Source organism: Tenacibaculum soleae, from assembly GCF_001693415.1.
GTDB classification, from domain to species: Bacteria; Bacteroidota; Bacteroidia; order Flavobacteriales; family Flavobacteriaceae; genus Polaribacter; species Polaribacter soleae.
In genome coordinates this window covers 936,043-957,575 of the sequence record NZ_MAKX01000001.1, presented here as the reverse complement: position 1 = coordinate 957,575, position 21,533 = coordinate 936,043, and the positions used below count along the sequence as shown (strand labels likewise).

Here is a 21,533-nt window from a genome sequence, read left to right as displayed (position 1 = left end):
TTATTGTTTTTTCATCCAGATTTGATCTGAGTTTAATTGAAAGCTTCCTACGAAATTAAAATTACATTCTTCAGGAGCTAATATCGAAAGAAAGAACTCTTGATTTTTCCTTTTGTACAAATGATATAGCTCTCCAACAATTGGTTGAAAATTAAACTTAGCATTATAAATAATCTCGTTGTATTGATGCTGCTTTTGTAAAGCGTTATACTGCTCTTTTATTTCATTAAAAATCGTATAAAATTGAGAATTTGCTTTTTTAATTTGTTGATTTTTCCAGTTTACAGCATTTCCTGCTTTTATTGCCGGAGCTGTAAAACTAGTTGCATACGGTTTTAAAAACGCATCATAAGTATTAGTATCACTGTTAAAAACTACATTGTCTGGTTTTTTTTCCATTTATAATAGTTTTGTAATTTTTGAACTCATAGGCTTTGTGGTTGAATAGAAAACATCAATAAATCTTCCCTCTTCATCTACTAAATACTTTTGAAAATTCCATTTTACTGAAGAATTCATTTTACCGTTCTTACTTTTTTGTGTTAACCATTGGTATAATGAATGTTGCTTATCTCCTTTAACATCAATTTTTTCGGTCAGAGGAAAATCTACGCCGTAATTTAAACGACAAAATGATTGTATCTCTGATTCTTTACCCGGTTCTTGACCACCAAATTGGTTACATGGCAAACCTATAACTACTAATTTATCTTTGTGCTTAGCGTACAACTCTTGTAAACCATCATATTGCTTTGTAAATCCGCATTTAGAAGCTACATTAACGAATAATATTTTTTTTCCTTTGTATTGGTTAAGATCTAATTGTTTCCCATCAATTCCTTCAATCTTTATATCATACAAAGACTCTTTAGATGCTACAGTTTGTGCGTTTCCTAAAAAACTAAATAATGCCATAAGTATAGTTATTTTTAATGTTTTCATTTATTTAAGTGCTATTTTTTCTATTGATAGTTTAAAATTTTCATTCTTTTTATTCCCTATCAGAATAGCTATTTCGGTTATTGTAGTTGCCGAAAAATTGTCAACATTTAATTTATAACCTCTAAAAGAAGCATAAAATTTATTTAATGGTAATTCTATTTCTTCTGTACTTTTTGATGTTTGAAAAGATTGGATGTACCAAAATCGCTGATTATTTTTAGCTTTAATTCTAAACTGATATTTTTTACCGTCTCCTTTTAGCTTGAGAACAACTTTAGTTTTTTTCGTATTAAAATTAATATTCACGGGCAATCGAGTCATTGCAAATCCGCCATTATTATCTAAAGAAACATTACCAGAAAAAATCATCTTTTTTTCTTCATCAAGCTTCATTGAAGAGTTAGATACTCCTCCCATAACGTCATCATTAGTTATGTACCAATTTTGGTTACTACTATTTTTATCAAAAATTATAATTTCATCATTCATACATAAAAAAACACTAAGTATTACCAACCATTTCATTTGCTATTATTTTACATTTTAACACTTACAATTCCTGCATCTAAAGGAATAATTTGACCTGTAATTGAACCCGCATCGTCTGACAATAAGTAACAGGCTAAACTTGCTACTTCTTCTGGTTTTAAATACTTTTTTAACGGATGCCTATCTTGCATACTTTCTTGCTGTTTTTCATTTCTTAATAAACGAGCTGCTAACGGTGTGTCTGTTACTGTTGGCGCAATTGCGTTAAAGCGGATTTTTGTTGCATATTCTGCAGCTAATGATTTTGTTAACCCTTCTACCGCTGATTTACTTGTAGCGACACTTGCATGAAATGGCATTCCTAAAGATGTTGCTACAGTACTAAACAACACCACACTACCATTATTTTTCGATAAATTACTTTCGTATGCTTTTAACGTTTTAATAGCTCCAATAACATTAATTTCAAAATCTTGTTTAAAATCAGCTTCTTTAAGTCGAGTAAATGATTTTAAATTAATACTCCCAGGACAATACACAAGGCCATGAACCTCGTCTACAGCAGGTAATTCATCTTCCAAAACATCACATGAGTAATGTTTTACATTTACGTGTTCTTCAGGTACGGTTCTACTAATATTTATAATTTTATGAGTCTCTTTTAATTTGCTCACAACTGCTTTTCCTACACCTGAACTACCTCCTACTACAACTATAGTCTTCATAATCTCCCTTTTAATCTTTTCTCAACTTTCTGTTTAATTAATGTAATACGTTTCATTATATCCATTAATTTTTTGTCGCTACTATTCTTGTAAATTTCATTTATCGCTAAAACTATTTCTTTAGCTTTTCTTGAGGCTAATATTTTTTCATTTCTTGTTCTAAAAGATTTGTAATTTTTTTCAAAATCTAATGCTTGTTCTACTAAATTTACTGTACTCATTTTAAATAATTTTGAAGTTCTACAATTTTCTCTGAAGTATTAAAAACACCTCCATAATAACAGGTTAGCGTAGATGATGCATTATCTTCTACCCCTCTGGATGAGACACATAAATGTTTCGCATCTATTATTACTGCAACATTTTCAGTATTTAATATTTCTTTTAATTCTTTTGCAATTTGATTTGTTAAACGCTCTTGTACTTGTGGACGTTTTGCAAAATATTGTACTATTCTATTCAGTTTAGAAAGTCCTATTACTTTACCCGATGAAATATAAGCTATATGCGCTTTTCCTATTATTGGAACGAAATGATGTTCACAATTAGAGTAAAAAGTAATGTCTTTTTCTACCAACATTTGATTATATTGATACTTGTTGTCAAACAATGCTATTTTAGGCTTATTTTTAGGATTTAATCCTGAAAAAATCTCATCTATATACATTTTTGCAAATCGATTTGGTGTGCCTTTTAAAGAATCATCATCTAGGTCTAAACCCATTGTTTTCATAATTTCTTTAAAATGCATTGCTATTTTTTGCTTCTTTTCTTCATCTGAAACTAAAAATGCATCTGGTGTCATTGGAGTATCTATACCAACAGATAAGTGATTGTCTCCTATCTCATCTGCAGACAAACCTTTATAACCATTTTTAGCAGGGATATTCAACAAAGTTTCTAGGTGTTTCATAAAGTTTAATTTTTATTTCTAAATGGTTACTAATTACTTTTCTTAACTTATTATAAATTACTACTGCTATATTTTCTACAGTTGGATTTAAATATTCAAACTCCTTGGTATCAAGATTTAAATTTCTATGATCAAAAGGCTCTAGTATCTCTCTTTTAATATGATTTGAAAGTATTTTGGTATCAATTACATAACCTGTTTCTGGATTAATTGCACCTATAATACTTACTTCTAAATCATAATTATGGCCATGGTAATTTTCGTTATTACATTTACCAAATACTTCTTTATTTTTCTCTATTGACCAGTTAGAATTATGAAGTCTATGGGCTGAGTTAAAATGCTCTCTTCTTGTAATAGCTATTTTTTTCATTTATTTTATCGCTTGGAAATCTTGTTATTACTTATATTTGTTTGTCTACTACACTTAAATCTACCTTTATTAAATATTCTTTTAGCTTGATGTTTTGTAGCCCTACCTTGTACTCTTTTTCTCCAAAGCTTAAAGCTTGAAAGCTTCAGTTCTTTTCTCATTAAAGCAATTACTTCTTGCTCTTTTAATCCGAATTGAAACTTAATAGCATCAAAAGTAGTTCTGTCTTCCCAAGCCATTTCAATAATTCTATCTATCTCTATTACTGTCATAAAAATGATTTTGAGTTGTTTTACATTTTAAATTCACACATACACTATCAATAACTATTATTTCAGAATCTTCTACTCCTAATTTTAAAAATCTAGAAAGTACTAATAAAAATTATCTAGGCATACTTAATTAAATGACGCTATTGCCTTACAATATGTTTTTTTAAGATTCTATAACTTTCATTTATAACATCTGGATCAGTTCTCATACCATAAATTAAATCAGATGCTTTTTTTCTCGAAATTTTCATATCAACAATAGGATTTGGATACTTATCACCTAATTCGAAATCATATAATTTTTGTTCTAAGAAAGTCATTTTAAAAGGCTCATGTTTAAAAGCTAATGGTAATTTTTTTAACTCAGGTACCCATTTTGTTATAAACAAAGCGTCTGAATCATGAGTTAAACCATTTTTTATAGGACTATATATTCTTATTGCATTAATACCCGTTTCACCCGCTTGCATTTGTAATTGAGGAAAATGAATACCTGGTTCAAAATCTAAAAACAATCTAGATAAATGTTTAGATGCTTCTTGCCAAGGTTGCCATAAATTATGCGTAAGAAAAGAAACTAACATTGCGCGCATTCTAAAATTTAAATATCCAGTAGCTACTAAACACCTCATGCATGCATCTATAAAAGGAATACCTGTATTACCTTCTTCCCAGGCTTTTATATAACTATCTGAAATATTTTTTTTGAGTTTCTTATAACCTTTATTTAAACTTTCGGTTTCCATAACACATTCCATTTCAAATTTTTGAATAAAATGAGCTTGCCAGCGTAACCTTGATATAAACCCGTCTATAGCACGTTTGTTTGTAGCCGTAGCTTTTACTTGTTTTGCTTTCTGATAAATTTCTCTAATTGAAACATTACCCCAAGCAATATAAGGAGACAACCTACTACAACTTTCTCTTGCTTCGGTTGGTTTAGAAATATATTTAGCATAGTTTTTATATCTAGTATTAAAAAAACTATTTGCATATTTTAGCGCAAAATTTCTACCTCCTTTTTGAAAAAGAGTCTTATTATCGGTTAATAAACTTACCGTTGTTAACTCTTTAAAGAGCTCATCTATTTCTTGTGAACTTATAAAAACTGATGGTTCTGGATTAAAATCAAATTGCTTAGAATTCATATAAGTCTCCCAATCTTCTTGCCAATTATCTCGATTTTCTCTTCCTCTAAAAACACCATTATGTACATTCTCTACCCAATTGATAGTGTTATTTCGGCAAAACCTTTTTACTACTTTATCTCTCTCGTAAGTTTTTAAAATACCTGTTTCTATGTGTGAAAAAATTTCTGTGATATTTAATTTTAACAACGCATACCTAAAGAAAGATAAAACCTCAGATTGAACGGTTAAAACTTTTGTGTTGTACTGCTTTAAGTTAGTATTAAGATCTACTAAAGACTGTTTTATAAAGTTCCAATGTCGCTCAGAATAATGTAAATCTTCTTGTAAACTATCTTCAAAAAGATAAACAAACAAAACTCTATTTTTTGAGCTTATGGCATTAAAAATAGCTTCATTATCGTTTAAACGAAGATCTCTTTTTAACCATACTACAGATATTTGCTCTTTATTTTTCAATTCAATATTTTAAGTTGAATCAAATATACGAAATTTTGTTTAATGTTTTGTTTAAAAAAATAAACAAAATTTAATAATCACTGATATTCAACTTAATAGCAGCTGCTTTTTCTAAAATCTTAGTAAAATCTTGAGTTTTTAATTGCATCTTGTTAAGCAAGCTATACATCATGCGCATTCTATGATTTTTTTCTAATAACGGTTTATTAGCATCTAAAAAGTTCCAATACAAAGTATTAAACGGGCAAGAATCGTTATCTGTTTTTGTTTTATAATTGTAACTGCATGATTTACAGTAATTACTCATTTTATTAATATAACTAGCACTAGAAACGTAAGGTTTTGTTGCAATAGATCCACCATCAGCAAACTGACTCATTCCCCTTGTATTTGGTAACTGAACCCATTCAATAGCATCGACATAAACACCTAAAAACCAAAAATCAACCTCATCGGGATGCACACCTAGCAGTAACGCAAAATTACCCAAAATCATTAAACGCTGAATGTGATGTGCATATGAGTTTTCTAAGGAATTTTTTAAAGATTGCTTTAAGCAATTCATTTTAGTATCTCCTGTCCAATAAAACTCTGGTAATTTTGCTGTATTGCTAAAAAAATTTTGTTTCTTAAAATCTTCTCCCAGCTGCCAGTACATACCTCGCATATATTCTCTCCATCCTAAAATTTGCCTTATAAAACCTTCGGCCTGTGATATATGAATATCCTTACTTTTATAAAAGGTATCCTCTACAGCTTTGACCACTTCTCTAGGGCTAATTAATTTTATATTTAATGCAAATGATAATTTTGAATGATATAAAAAATCTTGAGAAGTATGCATTGCATCTTGATAATCTCCAAAAAAAGGCAACAAATAAACACAAAAATAATTTAATTGCATTAATGCTTGCGCTCTTGAAATAGGATAATTAAACTCAGCACCAACTTTACCAAAAGTCTTAATATTAGCGTCGGTTATCTCCTTTATAATATCTACACAATTATTATTAGGTTCATAAGGCAACGGAATTAATTCATCTTCGTTCCATTTTTTTCTATTTAAAGCATCATAATTCCACTTACCTCCAATTGGTTTTTGATTTTCTACTAAAACATGGTGTTTTTTACGCATGTATCGGTAAAAATCTTCCATTACCGTTTTTTTTCTACCTTCTGAAAAACTAACTAATTCTTCTCTTGATGTGTAAAAATGCTCTGTATCAAAAACCTCAATTGATATAGACAATTTTGCGAACTCTTTTTTTAAATAACTATCCAAACGATGCTCATCGGGCAACTGATACTGCACCTTAGTAATTTGATGTTTATTAATTAAAAAGATAATATTATCAATGAAATTTTGTGAATTATGAGTATCCGATATTTTAAAATACTCAACATTAAACCCTTTAGAGGTTAGCTGATTTGCAAAATTTCTCATTGCTAACAAAAAGCCAACCAACTTTTGGATATGATGTTTAACATAGTTCGCTTCTTGTTTTAATTCAAACATTGCATATACAACATGCTCTTCACGCTCTTTAAACCAACTATGATTTTCATTTAATTGATCTCCTAAAATAATTCGTAATACTTTATTCATCTAAAATTTATCCATTTATTCGTAAACTCTCTGTTAACATCATATGTATTTGCTTGCCAAACCACATCAAACTTTTTTTGTTGAGCACTATTTCCTACACCAGCGATATACATCCAATTTCCATAATTACTATGAGGGTCATAATCAAGTAATATAGATTCAAAATAAGCTGCTCCAACTCGCCAGTCTTGATTTAATTCATGTATAAAATAAGACGCTGTATTTTGCCTTCCTCTATTACTCATAAAACCTGTATATTTTAGCTCAATCATATTGGCATTTACAAAATCACTAGCTGTTTTTCCATCAATCCAACTCTGAATTAATAAAGCATCTTTTGTAGAATTTAAAATTTCTTTATCCTGAATTCCGCCGAGAGTAAATATTTTAATCCCTTGATAACGTGCCGTGTGCTTAAAAAAATCTCTCCAAAGCAGTTCTAAATAAACCCAATAAGTTGAATCATTTTTACCTACACTTTCTTCAAACCCCTTCAACTCCCAATAAATAGTCTTAGCACTTACAGAGCCATTAGCTAACCAGCTTGATAATTTGGTACTATAATTTGCACCTAATAATTGATTTCTGGTTTGCTTATAATTTAAAACCGCTTCTGTTTTAAAAAAATAAGATTTTACACGTTTTATGGCTTCATTTTCTCCGCCTTTAAAAGGAAATGCAGAAAAAGATGGCGTTTTAAAATGTGTGGTTTTTGGGAATTTTAAATTCGACACACATAGTCTTTTTTGCTCTGGAATCTGGTATACCACATTTTTTTCAACCTTTAATTTCTTTTCAACTATTTTTCTAAAAGAGGAAAATGATTTTGGAATTCCGTTTTTAAAAACAGCATCAATTTGTGATGGATTATACAAATACTGGTTTGAAACTTTTAATACTTGTGTTTCTTCAGAAAATTCTTTTAAAACTTTTTTTTCAGTTTTTCGCTCATCAAAAGTAGAATCTTCTTGAAGTACTATATTCTTAACCAAAAACCTACTTTTTAGTTTTTTTAACTCACAAATTATTGATTTAAAAAAAACTAATAACGGAATATTATAAATTGCTAAGTTTTCTTCAAGCTCAATTAATGTTTCTATTAAAAAAGAAGTTCTAAACTTTCCAGTTCTAACAAAGGAATATTGCTTTTCAAAAAGCACATCATCAAAAATATAAATAGCTATAATATTTTTTTGAGTAGCAATTGCTTTTTTAAGTAGTTCATTATTATTTATCCGTAAATCATTACGAAACCAAACTAAAGTACATTCTTGCTTTTCCTGCATCTCTTACTACAATACTTAACATATTCCCAATTTTTTTCCCATTTTTTTCTCCAAAAAAAAGGTAACTCACATACTTTACATATTTTAGATGGCAAATGTTGTTTTTTCAAAAAAAATTATTTGGATAAAAAACGTATAAGTTCTTTAAAAATTAAACCATGAAAAGGAAGTACAGCATACCAATACACTCTACCAAGTATACCTTTAGGTCTAAACACTGCTTTCTGGTATAAAATATCATTTTCAATTTTAAACTCTAACCAAGCCTCACCTGGAAGTTTCATTTCTGCAAAAAGAAGCAACCTTTTACTTTTTTTATCAGCTAACAATACTCTCCAAAAGTCTAAAGCATCTCCTGGTTCTAATTCTGTTGGATGCCTACGCCCTCTTCGTAAACCTACACCTCCAAATATCTTATCTATATACCCTCTTATTTTCCACAAGCCATTAAAGCTATACCATCCATTTTTACCTCCGATAGACCAAATTTTGCTTATTGTAAGGTCTTCGTCTGTGATTTTTACAGAACGAATGTCTTTAAAACAACCATACTGTGGCATTTGAATATGATCAGACAATTGGTCTTTAAAAATACCGCTACTAATTGCATCTTTCCAACTTGATACAACAGCGTTTTGTTCTATTCTTTGAAATGCTAATTTTACTGCTTCTTTATAACAAATAGGCTTTATATCTAAAAGTTGATTAATATTACTCGCTTTAGCAATTACTTCAACCTTCATACTATCCACTAATGCTTGTGCCAAATTAAATGATGTTGATGTAACGAAATACAACCAATACGATGATAATTTTGGAGTTAACAACGGTAATGTAAAAATGTATCTTTTAAAACCTCTTACTTCTGCAAACTGCAAAAGCATTTGCTTATAAGTAAGTATTTCTGTGCCACATATATCAAAAGACTTATTGTATAATTCTTTATTTCCAACCGCACGTTCTAAAAAAGCTAACACATCTCTAATTGCAATTGGCTGTGATTTAGTATTTAACCATTTTGGAGTAACCATTAATGGTAATTTCTCTACAATATCTCTAATAATTTCAAAAGATGCACTACCACTACCTACAATAATACCAGCTCTAAATGTTGTAAGTGCGTATTTTTTTGATTGCAAGTTCTCCTCAACCTGAAAACGAGAAGCTAAGTGTTTAGATAAAGAACTATCATTAACAATACCACTTAAATATACAACTTGCTTACAGTTCGTTTTTTCAACTAAGTTTTTAAAATTTTTAGCGCAACGTTGTTCTAAATCCTCAAAATTAATAGCATCAGTTGCCATTGAATGTATTAAATAATAGGCAACATCTATATCTGAAGGAAAAACAACATCCTCGGTGTTTAAAAAATCTACTTTTATAAACTCAATGTTTTTTTTATATTCTATTTCATCAGGAACTCGATTTAAATCACGCACACAACACACCAATTGATGTCCTGCTTCTTGCAATTTTAACACCAATCTTTTAGCTATATAACCTGTGGTTCCTGTGATTAGAATTTTCATTTATTTTGGTCTTTGATATGATAATCGTTTATATTTCTCTGCAACCATATAGGTATCTAAACCATTTACTGCTGCAATTTTCTCTTTTGATAGATTTAAAAAACCATCTTCTGAAAGCATTGAATCTTTAAAATACAAATCGGTTACTTCTCCTAAAACCAAAATAGTTCCGTTTGCTTTTATATGATATTCTTCTAGAAATTTCATTCCTATTTGCAAAGGTGACTCTGTTACGTATGGAGCGTGAAAATTATCTTTATATTCTGGTGATAAATCAGTTTTATCAAATTCTGATATTCCTGATTCATATTTCGCTGATGTATGGTGCGCATCTTCAATTATACTTTCACAAATTGCATTTATAGTGTAAAAACCTGTTTTTTTTATATTGTCGTATGTGTTACGAACTACTGTGGTAGGACGTAATACAAATCCTAAAATTGCAGGACTAGAACCATAATGAACCACTGAACTAAAAACTGCCAAATTTGTTACTCCATCTTCAGATTTCGTAGCAATAAGGTTTGCTGGTTTATAACCAGAAATACTGTTCATTAAATTAATTTTGTATAGATGCCCCATCTCATCTATTGCCGCTCTAGATAAATGCATTATATATTTTTATAATTATTAATTTTAATATTTGTAGCTTTTAAATCGTGCATTAAATTATACAGCCCAAAGAATGTTCTGTTAATGTAAATAAAATGCTTTGAGCCTCTATTTCCATTCATTTTTTTCAACTCTGTACTTTTAGAATATTTCTCGCCTAACGCTGCTATTTTACCGAAGAAATTTTCATCAGAAAAATCAAATTCTTCTTGTTGAAACGGCTGCGTAAATAAAGATAGCATCTCATAAAACAATTCTTTAAAAAAGATTATTTCTTCCTCAGTATCATCCTTTCTTAAAATTTCTAATTCATATAACTTGCTTTCAAAAAAAGCTGGATTATCGATATTATCTCGCACTGCTAATTCGAAATATGGTACATAAAAACTTTGAGGAACCTCTTTCATACACCCAAAATCAATAACAATTAGATCGTTTTCTGGTGAAACCAAAAAATTACCAGGATGAGGGTCGGCATGTACTTTTTTTAAGACATGTAATTGGTACATGTAAAAATCCCATAATGCTTGTCCTAACTTGTTTGACGTTTCTTGATTCAATCCTTTTTGGGTAAACTCAGAAAGGTGAACGCCATCCATCCAATCCATCGTTAAAATTCGATCAGAAGAGAATTCTTCGTAATACTTCGGAAATTTTAAGTTTGGTATCTTATTACATGCATTTGCTATCTCATTACTTTGAGCTAATTCTAGTATATAATTAGTTTCTTCTAATAATTTATTTTCAACCTCTTTAAAATACTCATCAGAACCTTCACCCTTTATATTAAACATTTTCATTGCAATTGGTTTTACCATTGCTAAATCGGTAGAGATACTATTCGCAACACCTGGGTATTGAATTTTAACTGCCAATGTTTTATTGTTTACTGTAGCTCTATGCACTTGACCGATACTTGCCGCATTTACAGATGCTACTGTAAACGTATCAAAAACCTCTTCAGGTGTTTTCTTAAAATATTTTTGAAATGTTTTTACAACTAAAGGACCAGAAAGAGGCGGAACTGAAAATTGCGATAATGAAAACTTTTCTACATAAGCGTTTGGCAACAAGCTTTTTTCCATGCTTAGCATTTGCGCTACTTTTAATGCCGATCCTTTCAATTCTTTTAAACCGTCGTAAATATCAGTTGCATTGTCTTCATTTAATTGATTTCGTGCTTCTTCTTCACTTTTTGTTATTTTATTTCCATAGTATTTAGCATAGTTTACTCCTACTTTAATTCCTGTAGTAACTAATTTGGTTGCTCTTTCTATTTTAGATGTGGGTATTTTGTCTAGCCTTTTCATACAGATGCTCCTTTTTCTTTCCACAAAAACTTTGCTAAATCTATTACACTCTTTACAGGTGCAATTTGCTGAATATCAAAACTCGCTTTAACCGATTTCTCTATAAATACATCCGTTTTTTCAAAGTTTGATGACTCATCATCAATCCAAAATTTCAGCACCATTAATAACTGAATCCAATAACCTTCTGAGATTGTTTTATCTTGAATTTCGTTTACTTTATCATTCTTAAAATCTATTTTCTCTAAACTAATACCACTTACAAAATGTACAAACTCTGTTCGTAATTTTTTTAACATTGATAATTTTGAAAAGTTTGATTTCACATCTTTAAACTGAAACAAAACGTAAGATCTGTTTGCTGTTAACAATTCAAAGAAAGTATAATAGAAGCTTAGTAATTTATCTTTTGATGAATACTCTTTGTAAGCTTCGGTTTTATGCAATAAATGAATTGTTTCTTTTGCAAAAATTGCGAAAATTGATTTTTCTAAACTTTCAAAACTTGAATAGTGCTTGTAAAACTCTGACTCTTCAAAATTATTATCTTCTGCAAATGAATAAATAGAAGATGGTTTTCCTGATATTAAAACTGAGTTCATATACCATTCTACTATTTTCTCTTGGGTAATATTCTTTTTTTTTGCCATAATCTTAATTATTAAATACGATATACGCGTTTAAACTTGTTGCAATAGTCATCCATATTAAGTACGGAAGTATTAGTAATGTGAATAATTTTAATCTTTTTAAGTGTTCAAACGTAAAATAGCCGATTAACAACCATAATAAAGTGATTGAAATTAGGGCAACAATTGTTAATTGCTGGTTGAAAAAAAAGTAATTCCAACTTACATTTAGAATCCACTGAGTTGTATATAGTAGAAGTAATTTTTTATCTAAAATTTTATACTCGAAACTTAATTTGGTCATATAAAATGAAAACAATAACATTATTGTTGTCCAAGCCGCTCCGAAAACCCAACCTTCGGGTGTCCATGGTGCTTTATTTAAAGAAAGATACCAATCTTTTTGAGGGCCATTTTCCATTAACAAAGTTCCTATACCTAATGCTAAAAAATTAACTACTAGAAATAATAAAAACCGTATATATTTATTTTGTTCAAACTTTTTAATTTTTAAATAATTGAATATCAATTGTGCTGAAAACAACATGCTAAATGCGTAAAAAACATCTTCAAATGGAATTGTAAACAATCTAAAATTTAAATTCTCAGCATTGTTATACCAAACAACTGGTTCATCTATAAAGCTCCCTGTTAAAATTCCGTTTACGATTAAAAATGGAATTAGGATGACTAAAAAACTAGGAAAATACTCTTGTAATGTTGTTAAATGATATCTTAATCCGTAAAAAATTAATACTAAAAAGAGTATAAAGTTTATCGTTGTATATAGTTTTCCGAAATTAAAAATCAATAAAACTAATGCTGTAAGAATCAATAAAAAACTGATAATTATTGCCGCCCCTTTAGATAATTTGAATTTGGGTACTAAATATTTTAATACTTCATGAGTAAACAAACAAGCGTAGGGAATACAAAAGAAAAACAACCATTCTTCAATAGGCATTTTAAAAATTTCTATTGATAAATGATAATTTGAATTAAACCCCCAAACTCCGTATTTTGTAAACAATCCGTCCCAAATTAAAAAAGGAATTGCAACCAATAATATACTTATAAAAGCTTGTTTAAAGTATTGAATAAAATGGAATTTTTTTTCAATTATACTATACAATAACGGAATACTTAAACTACCTAATGTTAATATGAGATATAAATATTGACTCATTGTCTTTTTTTAAAATATTTAAAAGGTACAAATAACATTCCGAAACATTCACCATCTGGTTTACCTAAATGTTTATGGTGAATTTTGTGTGCTTTTCTTAATCCTTTTAAGTATTGATTATTGGTGTTTTTAAACCATTTAAATCGTCTATGAATTAAAACATCATGTACTAAAAAATAGGCTAATCCATATAATAAGATACCCAACCCTATGAAAAACATGTAATTTAGTTCCGGTCTAATTCCAAAATAAAAAAGCATAATACTGGGCGTTGCAAATACAACAAAAAAGGCATCATTTTTTTCAAAAACATGTGGATATCCTGGCTGATGATGATCTTCGTGTAAAAACCAGCCGAAGCCATGCATTATGTATTTATGGGTACACCAAGTAACCCCTTCCATTATTATAAACACAGCTAGTGTAATTAACATGTAGTAAAACAAAATCATAGTGAAGTATTTTTAATGATAAATTTATCTAAATAATCAGAGCTATCTTTCTTTTTAAGCATTATTTTCAAGAATGATTTATCTTCTTGTATTTTTTTATTATATCCTAAAATTTTAGGAGTTTTTTCTTGTATAACTAATCTAACATATCTTAAATGGATATTGTTAGGATGAGTTTTAATCAACTCATCTAACCTCTTCTTTTCTTTGTTAAAAATACTTAATTTACTCCAAGGAAAAGTTTTATACTTTGCTTGTTTCATTTGTAGTGAAATTACATATGCATGTATATTTATGTCTTTATTTTCTTGATATGTTTCAATATACCTCAACTCATCTTTTTTAGATAAGACACTATGATATTTAACAACATAATCTGGGGTGACATCTTGATAATTAACTAAAAAAAAACATAACAGTAATAAAAAATTTAAATTCATTAAATTAAATTTAGTTTATACTTTACATAACTTCTGGCTAGTAAATTTAGCTTCATTGAATTTGAAATACGCACTCTTGTTTCCATAATTTCGGTATGGTGTACAGCTTTTAACTTTTTCAACAATCTATTATAATATCGGTAAGCCATATATACACCAAACTTTGCTTCAACAGGTAATTTTAAAATTCCATTTTTAAAGGCATATTCAAAATCTGCTTCAATATCTTTTATAATTTCTTCTTTTGATTGCTGGTTAAAATCACCAAAATTCACATTTGGAAAATATGAACGATTTAACTCTTCAAAATCATCTTTTAAATCACGTAAAAAATTCACTTTTTGAAACGCAGATCCTAACCGCTGTGCTGCATCTTTAAGTTCGTCATATTTTTGTTGATTCCCATTAACAAAAACTTTTAAACACATTAAACCAACAACATCTGCCGAACCATAAATATAGTCCTTATACTCATCTTCTGTTTGATATTCTGTCTTATACAAATCTGCCTTCATGCTTTTTAAGAAAGCCTCAACCATACTATTTGGTATATTATATTTATTAACGGTATGGATAAAAGAGTTTACAATAGGGTTTAAACTAATACCACTTTTTTTAGCTGAGTAGTAATCGTTTTCAAACGCTAATAATAGCGTCTCTTTATCAAATTCATGAAAAGAGTCTACAATTTCATCAGCAAACCGAACAAAGCCATAAATATTATAAATAGCTCCTCTAATACTTGGTGCTAGCATTCTTGTAGCCAACGAAAAAGATGTACTATAACTTTTTGTTACTAGCTTACTACTTGCATAAGAAACTTCATCAAACAGTTGTTTTTTCATAATTAATGGTGGTTTTTAATAATTAAATCTGAAGCAATTTTTCCTGAAATTAATGACGGAGGCACTCCTGGTCCTGGCACTGTTAACTGCCCTGTAAAAAATAAATTATCTACTTTTTTACTCTTAATTTTTGGTCGTAAAAAGGCTGTTTGTGTCAAGATATTTGCCAACCCATAAGCGTTACCTTTGTATGAATTATAATCTTTTACAAAATCATTTACACAAAAACTTTCTTTGAAAATTAAGTGTTCTTTTACAGATTGACCCGTTAACTTTTCTAACCTTTCGATAATTAAATTAAAATATTTTTCTCTAATCTGAGGTGTATCTTCTATTCCTGGTGCAAGTGGAATTAAAAATGTTGCAGCTTCTTTACCGCTTGGCGCGAAAAAATCATCTGTAATTGATGGGAAACTAGCATAAAACAATGGTTTTTTTGGCCAACTCGGATTATCATAAATTGTTCTTGCATGCTCATCGAAATCTGTATCAAAAAACAACGTATGATGGCATACGTTTTCTAGTTTTTTATCAAAACCAACATAAAACAACAATGAAGAAGGTGCAAATATTTTTTTATCCCAATACGATTCAGAATACTGCCTAAATTCTTTTGGCAATAATGTTTCAGTGTGATGATAATCTGCACCACTTAAAACTATATCTGAGTCTACAAATTCATTATTTACAATTAAACCAATTGACTCGCCTATTTCATTTACTACAATTTCCTGAACGTTTGCGTTAGTTTTAAATACTACACCTAAACTTTTTGCTAAAGTTTCCATAGCATCAATAACCTCATACATACCTCCTTTGGGATGCCAAGTACCTAATCCAAAATCAGCCCAATTCATAAAATTATAAAAAGCTGGTGTATTACTCGGTTTTGCACCTAAAAATAAAACCGGAAATTCTAAAATTTGAATTAATCTTTTACTTTTAATTTTTTTTCTGACTTGCGTTCTTATACTTGAAAAAAACTGTGTTATTTTACCAATAGTTACAGGAGTTACTAATTCTAAAGGTGAAACTCCTGGTTTATAAACTAAATCATTTATTGAAACATCATAATTATACTTTGCTGATTTTAAAAAAGATTTTAAATGCTTTGAACTACCTTTTTCTTCAGTTTCGAATATTTGATAAATTTCTTCTAAGGTACTAGGGACTGTTACTGAATCTTGTTTATCAAAATATACTTGATAAGCAGGTGTTAATCTTTCTAATTTATAATAATCTGAAGGCTTTTTTCCAAAATCAGCAAAAAATTTCTCAAAAACATCTGGCATCCAATACCAAGTAGGCCCAATATCAAAAGTAAAACCTTCTTTTTTTAACTGTCTAGCTCGACCTCCAATTGTATTATTTTTTTCTAATACAACTACATCAAACCCTGCTTTTGCAAGATAACATGAAGCTGATAAAGAAGAAAAACCCGAACCTATTATATATACTTTTTTTTTCAATTTTGAAGTTTTTTAAATATAGTAAAAAAACACAAGCAATATTACACTTGTGTTTTTTTTTATTTTTTATGGTAGTAAAACAGTATCTACTGCATGGATAACCCCGTTAGTTCCTTGTACATCTACTACAGAAATCATTACCGATTGCCCTGACGCAGTATCTAACTTAGCACCACTAGAAAGATCTACTGTTAGCATGTTTCCATCAAACATAGTTATCTCTTGGTCATCCGTTAATTGTGATGATTGCACATTACCACCAGCGAAAACATGATACCTTAACACTGCATCTAAAGTTGCTATAGGAATATCTCCCAAACCATTCCAAGTATCATTTGAATCTAACAAAGCTTGAAAAGCATCATTTGTTGGTGCAAATACTGTGTATGGACCATCGGCGCGTAATAAAGCAACAAAATCTGTTGTATGTCTGTCATCTGTTAAAGCTGCAACTAAAGTTGAAAAACCTGCATTATTTAACGCAACAGTTACAATATCAGCTGGTAGCATTACTTTATCAATCACATGAACAACACCATTTGTTGCCATTATATCTATTGCTACAGGCTTAGCGTCTCCGTTAAACTCAACCCCTCCAGTTACCTCTACTTGAAGTGATAAGTTTTTAGTATCTGGTCCGGTTGCCAACGTATTTACATAAGTATCTGATAAATCACTAGACATTACTTTACTCCCTAAAACATGATATAACAATACTGATTTCAAAGTTTCAACAGGAATATCATCTAATGAATTCCAAGAGCTATTCGAATCTAATAAAGCTTGAAAAGCATCATTTGTTGGCGCAAATACTGTAAAAGGCCCATCTGCTTGTAAAGCCGATACTAAATCTGCTTTTTGTAAAGCAGCTACAAGTGTTGACAAATTTGAATTTGTAATTGCTAACTCTGTAATATCTTGAATTACCATTGGTAACATAACAGCATCTACAACATGAACAACTCCATTTATTGCTTGTAAATCTGCAGTTGTAACAGCTACTGACTGGCCTGCTTCTGTAATTAATTCTACTCCGTTTGATAAATCAATAGTTACATTAACATCTGCTAAAGTTGATATTTCTTGTCCATCTGACAAATCACTTGAAAAAGCTTCAGCTCCTACCACATGATACAATAAAACTGACTTTAATGTTTCTACAGGAATATCGTCTAATGAGTTCCATTCTGGTTTAGAATCTAACAATGCTTGAAAAGCATCATTTGTTGGTGCAAATACTGTAAAAGGCCCATCTGCTTGTAAAGCTGATACTAAATCTGCTTTTTGCAAAGCCGCAACTAATGTAGTAAAGTTATCATTTCCTGATGCTATTTCCACAATACTATCAAATAAAGGTGACATTAACATCACATCATCAATTATATGTATAACACCATTAGAAGCTTGAATATCTGCTGTTGTAACAGCTACTGATTGCCCTGCTCCTGTAGTTAATTTTACTCCGTTGCTTAAATCAACAGTTACAGTACTTGTTTCTACTGTTGTTATTTCCTGTCCATCTGATAAATCACCAGAAAAAGCTTGAGCTCCTACTACATGATATAATAATACTGATTTTAAAGTTTCTACTGGAATATCTTCTAATGAATTCCAAGAGTTATTAGAATCTAAAAGCTTCTGAAAAGCATCATTCGTTGGTGCAAAAACAGTAAATGGACCATCACCTTGCAATGTTGAAACTAAATCTGCTCTTTGCAAAGCCGCAACTAATGTTGAAAAGCTATTGTTAGCAGATGCTATCTCTACAATACTCATGAATAATTGATTTGGTAACATTACTTCATCAACTACATGTACAACACCGTTATCTGCTAACACATCAGCTTGAACTACTGATACTGACTGACCTGAACCAGTATTAATCATAACACCTGAAGATAAATCTATTGTAATATTAGCCCCATTTAAAGTTGTTATTTCTTGATTGTTTGATAAGTCAGTTGAAAGTGCTTGCGCTGAAACCACATGGTATAAAAGCACTGCTTTTAATGTAGCATCTGGAATATCTTCTAACGAATTCCATGAATTATTTGAATCTAATAACCCTTGAAATGCCTCATTTGTCGGTGCAAAAACGGTAAAAGGACCATCGGTATCTATTGCTGAAACTAGATCTGCTTTTTGCAGAGCTGCTACTAAAATACTTAAATCTGTATTTTTTGACGCTATCTCAACAATACTCTCTCTTTTTGGTATAGAATCATTATCGTCATCACACGATGTAAACATTGTTAAACCTACAAAAAGGCTTAGAAACAAGACTGATAAACTTTTGAATTTCATAATTTTAAAATTAAATTAATGCTTACTCTTTAGTTTTTTATAGTTTGCTTTTCAGCTACCGCAAACATTTTTTGTTTATTGTTTTATCTAAAAAGATAAACAGTTTGATGTTTGATCAAAAAAAATGATTGTTAGAAAATAAATTCAAAAACAATCAAGAAATTAACTTTGTATCCATTAACACCAAACCGTGTACAAATATAACAATTTTTGTTTAACAAAAACAAATAAAAGTTAAACATTTTTTTTTAAAAAACAAAAAAAATTACATCACTTTAAGCAAATCAATCACTGATTCATAAGTTTTTATATCTGAGACAAATGAATCATTTTCAACCTCTAAAACCTTTTTACCAATGGCAATTAATTCATGTTGAGTACCCTTTAATGCTTCATCCAATTTTTTAAAATAATCGGACACTTTATCTGCCTGAGGCATAACAGTTAAAGATGTTACAAAACATATTTTAGCGTCGCTTTCAAAAAAATAATTTAAATTATTAATTGGCAAACTTTGCCCTAAATACACCGTATTAAACCCCCTTAAAACTAACTCATAATTTAAATACAATAATCCTAATTCATGAATTTCATTTTCAGGTAAAAACAACACGTAAGTTTTGGCTGAATCTGTTATAGTATATGCCAAGTTTTCAATATTTATTTGGATTTTCTGAGAAATCAAATTAGATATAAAATGCTCATGAGCAGGCATTAAAGTACTTGTTTGCCATAAAAGACCTATGTGATTCAAAAAAGGCATAAAAATATTTTTAAAAATTTCTCGAAATGTTTTTTGATGTAATAGTTTATTATATGTTTTATTAAACAAGACTTTATCAAACTGAAACATTGCTAATTTAAAAGCATTTATCGCCTCATCATTAACTGCTTTTTTAAAAGCTATTTCTCTCGCATTAACAATAATTTGTTCATCAGACATTAACGCTATTTTAGAAATCTTTATATTATTAGTATTTAGCAACACTATATTTAACAATTTTTGCAAACTAGATGAAGAGTAGTACCTAATATTAGTATCTGTCCTTTGTGGTTGTAATAAATTATAGCGTTTTTCCCAAATACGAATAGTATGAGCTTTTATACCTGAAATATTTTCGAGATCCTTTATCGTAAATACACTTTTTATATTGTTCAATTTTTTTATTTTTTTATTCAACAAATATATAAACTTTAATAAAAATTATCTAATTAATAGAATCTAATTATTTTTGAAAAAACTTTATTTTACTTTTAGTATGATTTTTCAAACACAAATTCCTTTAAAAAAACAGCAACATGACCAAATTGATTATAACTCAAAGCTACTATTACTAGGATCTTGTTTTTCTGAAAATATCGGCAATAAATTAGCGTATTATAAATTTCAATCGAATCAAAATCCTTTCGGAATTTTATTTCATCCAAAAGCCATTGAAAAACTAATTACAAATGCTATAAATCAAAAAAAATATAGTGAGGAAGATATCTTTTTTCATAACGAACGTTGGCATTGTTTTGATGCACATTCTAGTTTAAGTTCTTCTAATAAAAACGAATTATTAAGTAATTTAAACAATGCGATACAACAAACATATCAGCAATTAAACGAAGCGTCGCATATTATTATTACACTAGGTACTTCTTGGGTTTATAGAGGAATTTCATCAGATAACATTGTAGCTAATTGTCATAAAATATCGCAGAAACAATTTTTAAAAGAAATTTTACCCGTTGATAAAGTTTATGAAAGTTTAGAAGCGATAACAACCTTAGTTAAATCAATCAATAATAATGCTATAATTACTTTTACTGTTTCTCCAGTTCGCCACATAAAAGATGGTTTTATCGAAAATAAGCGTAGTAAATCTCATTTATTATCTGCAATTCATGAAATTACCTCCTTTACACAAAGCAACAAAATCACATACTTTCCTGCTTATGAAATTATGATGGATGAATTGCGCGATTATCGTTTTTACGCAGAAGATATGATTCATCCAAACCAAACTGCTATTAATTATATTTGGAAAAAATATACCGAGGTTTGGTTTTCTCAAGAAACTCAACAAACTATGGAAAAAGTAAATACTATTCAAAAGGGAATTACGCATCGTTCTTTTAACCCTACTTCTGAAGCACATTTAAAATTCTTAAAAAATATTGAACAAAAAAAGGAAACACTTGTTAAAGCATTTCCTTTTATGAAATTTTAAATTTTATTATTTTGTAAGGTACTGATCTACGTTTTGCCAAGGACCACCGTTAATTACATCAATTCCATGCCCCTGTAAAAACTGCATTGCTTGTCCGCTTCTACCACCGCTTCTACAAACAGCAATTACTGGTTTATTCCACGATTTAATTTCTTCTACATTTAAAGGCACAACTGTTAAAACAATATGTTTTGCTCCTTCACTATGTCCTTCATTCCATTCTGCTAAAGTACGTACATCTAACACTACTGCATCTTTAGCTAAATATTCTTGTATTTCGTTTGTCATTTTTTTCTTTCTAAATAAATTAAATAACCCCATTTGT

25 protein-coding genes are annotated in these 21,533 nt (G+C 29.4%); 1 reads left to right on the top strand and 24 read right to left on the bottom strand.

The genetic code is table 11. The annotated features are described in order from the left end of the window. The 23 genes from BA195_RS04460 to BA195_RS04355 form a co-directional block, all read right to left on the bottom strand. Nucleotides 1-399, bottom strand: a complete 399-nt coding sequence (locus BA195_RS04460) for a DUF2452 domain-containing protein (protein ID WP_068702832.1) — start codon at nucleotides 397-399, stop codon at nucleotides 1-3. Then, nucleotides 400-915: a glutathione peroxidase gene (locus tag BA195_RS04455; protein WP_245662330.1), complete on the bottom strand. Its 516-nt coding sequence runs from the start codon at nucleotides 913-915 to the stop codon at nucleotides 400-402. A gap of 27 nt (nucleotides 916-942) precedes the next feature. Next, a complete protein-coding gene (locus BA195_RS04450; protein ID WP_084443060.1) occupies nucleotides 943-1,467 on the bottom strand; it encodes a CIA30 family protein in 525 nt (174 codons plus the stop codon). Between the two features lie 11 nt (nucleotides 1,468-1,478). After that, nucleotides 1,479-2,156 (bottom strand): SDR family NAD(P)-dependent oxidoreductase, encoded by a 678-nt coding sequence (locus tag BA195_RS04445; RefSeq protein WP_068702829.1) that lies wholly within the window; start codon nucleotides 2,154-2,156, stop codon nucleotides 1,479-1,481. Next, the gene (locus BA195_RS04440) at nucleotides 2,153-2,377 is read right to left on the bottom strand and encodes a hypothetical protein (RefSeq protein WP_068702828.1); all 225 of its coding nucleotides are present in this window, start codon (nucleotides 2,375-2,377) and stop codon (nucleotides 2,153-2,155) included. Before BA195_RS04440 ends, BA195_RS04445 begins: the two co-directional genes overlap by 4 nt. Further along, complete coding sequence (gene folE / locus BA195_RS04435) at nucleotides 2,374-3,069, bottom strand: GTP cyclohydrolase I FolE (protein WP_068702827.1); 696 nt, start codon at nucleotides 3,067-3,069, stop codon at nucleotides 2,374-2,376. Before folE ends, BA195_RS04440 begins: the two co-directional genes overlap by 4 nt. Further along, on the bottom strand, nucleotides 3,032-3,442 hold the full coding sequence (locus BA195_RS04430; protein ID WP_068702826.1) for a 6-pyruvoyl trahydropterin synthase family protein: 411 nt from the start codon (nucleotides 3,440-3,442) through the stop codon (nucleotides 3,032-3,034). Before BA195_RS04430 ends, folE begins: the two co-directional genes overlap by 38 nt. Nucleotides 3,443-3,447: 5 nt before the next feature. Next, nucleotides 3,448-3,714, bottom strand: a complete 267-nt coding sequence (locus BA195_RS04425) for a TIGR03643 family protein (protein ID WP_068702825.1) — start codon at nucleotides 3,712-3,714, stop codon at nucleotides 3,448-3,450. 140 nt (nucleotides 3,715-3,854) lie between these two features. Further along, on the bottom strand, nucleotides 3,855-5,321 hold the full coding sequence (locus BA195_RS04420) for a cryptochrome/deoxyribodipyrimidine photo-lyase family protein (protein ID WP_141677647.1): 1,467 nt from the start codon (nucleotides 5,319-5,321) through the stop codon (nucleotides 3,855-3,857). Between the two features lie 70 nt (nucleotides 5,322-5,391). Next, nucleotides 5,392-6,927, bottom strand: a complete 1,536-nt coding sequence (locus tag BA195_RS04415) for a cryptochrome/photolyase family protein (RefSeq protein WP_068702818.1) — start codon at nucleotides 6,925-6,927, stop codon at nucleotides 5,392-5,394. Further along, nucleotides 6,924-8,213, bottom strand: coding sequence for a DASH family cryptochrome (locus BA195_RS04410; RefSeq protein ID WP_068702816.1), 1,290 nt, complete (start codon nucleotides 8,211-8,213; stop codon nucleotides 6,924-6,926). The genes BA195_RS04415 and BA195_RS04410 overlap by 4 nt, the downstream gene beginning before the upstream one ends. Further along, a complete protein-coding gene (locus BA195_RS14165; protein WP_084443058.1) occupies nucleotides 8,186-8,323 on the bottom strand; it encodes a DUF2256 domain-containing protein in 138 nt (45 codons plus the stop codon). The genes BA195_RS04410 and BA195_RS14165 overlap by 28 nt, the downstream gene beginning before the upstream one ends. 6 nt (nucleotides 8,324-8,329) lie before the next feature. Then, complete coding sequence (locus BA195_RS04405) at nucleotides 8,330-9,745, bottom strand: SDR family oxidoreductase (RefSeq protein WP_068702814.1); 1,416 nt, start codon at nucleotides 9,743-9,745, stop codon at nucleotides 8,330-8,332. After that, nucleotides 9,746-10,357 (bottom strand): flavin reductase family protein, encoded by a 612-nt coding sequence (locus BA195_RS04400; protein ID WP_068702812.1) that lies wholly within the window; start codon nucleotides 10,355-10,357, stop codon nucleotides 9,746-9,748. It abuts the gene before it with no gap. Next, nucleotides 10,357-11,667: an ABC1 kinase family protein gene (locus BA195_RS04395; protein WP_068702810.1), complete on the bottom strand. Its 1,311-nt coding sequence runs from the start codon at nucleotides 11,665-11,667 to the stop codon at nucleotides 10,357-10,359. Before BA195_RS04395 ends, BA195_RS04400 begins: the two co-directional genes overlap by 1 nt. Beyond that, nucleotides 11,664-12,317 carry a TetR family transcriptional regulator C-terminal domain-containing protein gene (locus tag BA195_RS04390; RefSeq protein WP_068702808.1) on the bottom strand — a complete coding sequence of 218 codons (654 nt, stop codon included), beginning with the start codon at nucleotides 12,315-12,317 and terminating at the stop codon, nucleotides 11,664-11,666. Before BA195_RS04390 ends, BA195_RS04395 begins: the two co-directional genes overlap by 4 nt. 4 nt (nucleotides 12,318-12,321) lie before the next feature. Further along, nucleotides 12,322-13,482, bottom strand: a complete 1,161-nt coding sequence (locus tag BA195_RS14605; protein ID WP_338116833.1) for a lycopene cyclase domain-containing protein — start codon at nucleotides 13,480-13,482, stop codon at nucleotides 12,322-12,324. Continuing rightward, entirely contained in the window at nucleotides 13,479-13,934 is a 456-nt protein-coding gene (locus BA195_RS04380; RefSeq protein WP_068702804.1) for a sterol desaturase family protein, read from the bottom strand. Before BA195_RS04380 ends, BA195_RS14605 begins: the two co-directional genes overlap by 4 nt. Beyond that, nucleotides 13,931-14,374: a hypothetical protein gene (locus tag BA195_RS04375; RefSeq protein ID WP_068702803.1), complete on the bottom strand. Its 444-nt coding sequence runs from the start codon at nucleotides 14,372-14,374 to the stop codon at nucleotides 13,931-13,933. Before BA195_RS04375 ends, BA195_RS04380 begins: the two co-directional genes overlap by 4 nt. After that, nucleotides 14,374-15,219 (bottom strand): phytoene/squalene synthase family protein, encoded by an 846-nt coding sequence (locus tag BA195_RS04370; RefSeq protein ID WP_068702802.1) that lies wholly within the window; start codon nucleotides 15,217-15,219, stop codon nucleotides 14,374-14,376. The genes BA195_RS04375 and BA195_RS04370 overlap by 1 nt, the downstream gene beginning before the upstream one ends. A 2-nt stretch (nucleotides 15,220-15,221) precedes the next feature. Further along, the gene (locus BA195_RS04365; protein WP_068702799.1) at nucleotides 15,222-16,688 is read right to left on the bottom strand and encodes a phytoene desaturase family protein; all 1,467 of its coding nucleotides are present in this window, start codon (nucleotides 16,686-16,688) and stop codon (nucleotides 15,222-15,224) included. 66 nt (nucleotides 16,689-16,754) lie between these two features. Next, on the bottom strand, nucleotides 16,755-18,938 hold the full coding sequence (locus BA195_RS14530; protein ID WP_245662315.1) for a fasciclin domain-containing protein: 2,184 nt from the start codon (nucleotides 18,936-18,938) through the stop codon (nucleotides 16,755-16,757). A 319-nt stretch (nucleotides 18,939-19,257) separates the two neighbouring features. Continuing rightward, a complete protein-coding gene (locus BA195_RS04355; RefSeq protein WP_176714951.1) occupies nucleotides 19,258-20,151 on the bottom strand; it encodes a MerR family transcriptional regulator in 894 nt (297 codons plus the stop codon). Between the two features lie 100 nt (nucleotides 20,152-20,251). On the opposite strand from BA195_RS04355, the gene BA195_RS04350 reads away from it, so the two are divergent. After that, nucleotides 20,252-21,208: a GSCFA domain-containing protein gene (locus BA195_RS04350; RefSeq protein WP_068702797.1), complete on the top strand. Its 957-nt coding sequence runs from the start codon at nucleotides 20,252-20,254 to the stop codon at nucleotides 21,206-21,208. Between the two features lie 6 nt (nucleotides 21,209-21,214). On the opposite strand, the gene BA195_RS04345 is transcribed toward BA195_RS04350, so the two are convergent. Further along, nucleotides 21,215-21,496, bottom strand: coding sequence for a rhodanese-like domain-containing protein (locus tag BA195_RS04345; RefSeq protein ID WP_068703932.1), 282 nt, complete (start codon nucleotides 21,494-21,496; stop codon nucleotides 21,215-21,217). Nucleotides 21,497-21,533: the final 37 nt, after the last annotated feature.

Bases quoted from the DNA above. Each gene is read 5' to 3' on its own strand.
- BA195_RS04345 (WP_068703932.1), bottom strand. From the start codon at position 21,496: ATGACAAACGAAATACAAGAATATTTAGCTAAAGATGCAGTAGTGTTA.
- BA195_RS04350 (WP_068702797.1), top strand. From the start codon at position 20,252: ATGATTTTTCAAACACAAATTCCTTTAAAAAAACAGCAACATGACCAA.
- BA195_RS04455 (WP_245662330.1), bottom strand. From the start codon at position 915: ATGGCATTATTTAGTTTTTTAGGAAACGCACAAACTGTAGCATCTAAA.
- BA195_RS04370 (WP_068702802.1), bottom strand. From the start codon at position 15,219: ATGAAAAAACAACTGTTTGATGAAGTTTCTTATGCAAGTAGTAAGCTA.
- BA195_RS04380 (WP_068702804.1), bottom strand. From the start codon at position 13,934: ATGATTTTGTTTTACTACATGTTAATTACACTAGCTGTGTTTATAATA.
- BA195_RS14605 (WP_338116833.1), bottom strand. From the start codon at position 13,482: ATGAGTCAATATTTATATCTCATATTAACATTAGGTAGTTTAAGTATT.
- BA195_RS04460 (WP_068702832.1), bottom strand. From the start codon at position 399: ATGGAAAAAAAACCAGACAATGTAGTTTTTAACAGTGATACTAATACT.
- BA195_RS14530 (WP_245662315.1), bottom strand. From the start codon at position 18,938: ATGTTTACATCGTGTGATGACGATAATGATTCTATACCAAAAAGAGAG.
- BA195_RS04390 (WP_068702808.1), bottom strand. From the start codon at position 12,317: ATGGCAAAAAAAAAGAATATTACCCAAGAGAAAATAGTAGAATGGTAT.
- BA195_RS04445 (WP_068702829.1), bottom strand. From the start codon at position 2,156: ATGAAGACTATAGTTGTAGTAGGAGGTAGTTCAGGTGTAGGAAAAGCA.
- BA195_RS04395 (WP_068702810.1), bottom strand. From the start codon at position 11,667: ATGAAAAGGCTAGACAAAATACCCACATCTAAAATAGAAAGAGCAACC.
- BA195_RS04440 (WP_068702828.1), bottom strand. From the start codon at position 2,377: ATGAGTACAGTAAATTTAGTAGAACAAGCATTAGATTTTGAAAAAAAT.
- BA195_RS04425 (WP_068702825.1), bottom strand. From the start codon at position 3,714: ATGACAGTAATAGAGATAGATAGAATTATTGAAATGGCTTGGGAAGAC.
- folE (WP_068702827.1), bottom strand. From the start codon at position 3,069: ATGAAACACCTAGAAACTTTGTTGAATATCCCTGCTAAAAATGGTTAT.
- BA195_RS04375 (WP_068702803.1), bottom strand. From the start codon at position 14,374: ATGAATTTAAATTTTTTATTACTGTTATGTTTTTTTTTAGTTAATTAT.
- BA195_RS04410 (WP_068702816.1), bottom strand. From the start codon at position 8,213: ATGCAGGAAAAGCAAGAATGTACTTTAGTTTGGTTTCGTAATGATTTA.
- BA195_RS04450 (WP_084443060.1), bottom strand. From the start codon at position 1,467: ATGAAATGGTTGGTAATACTTAGTGTTTTTTTATGTATGAATGATGAA.
- BA195_RS04405 (WP_068702814.1), bottom strand. From the start codon at position 9,745: ATGAAAATTCTAATCACAGGAACCACAGGTTATATAGCTAAAAGATTG.
- BA195_RS04430 (WP_068702826.1), bottom strand. From the start codon at position 3,442: ATGAAAAAAATAGCTATTACAAGAAGAGAGCATTTTAACTCAGCCCAT.
- BA195_RS04400 (WP_068702812.1), bottom strand. From the start codon at position 10,357: ATGCATTTATCTAGAGCGGCAATAGATGAGATGGGGCATCTATACAAA.
- BA195_RS04415 (WP_068702818.1), bottom strand. From the start codon at position 6,927: ATGAATAAAGTATTACGAATTATTTTAGGAGATCAATTAAATGAAAAT.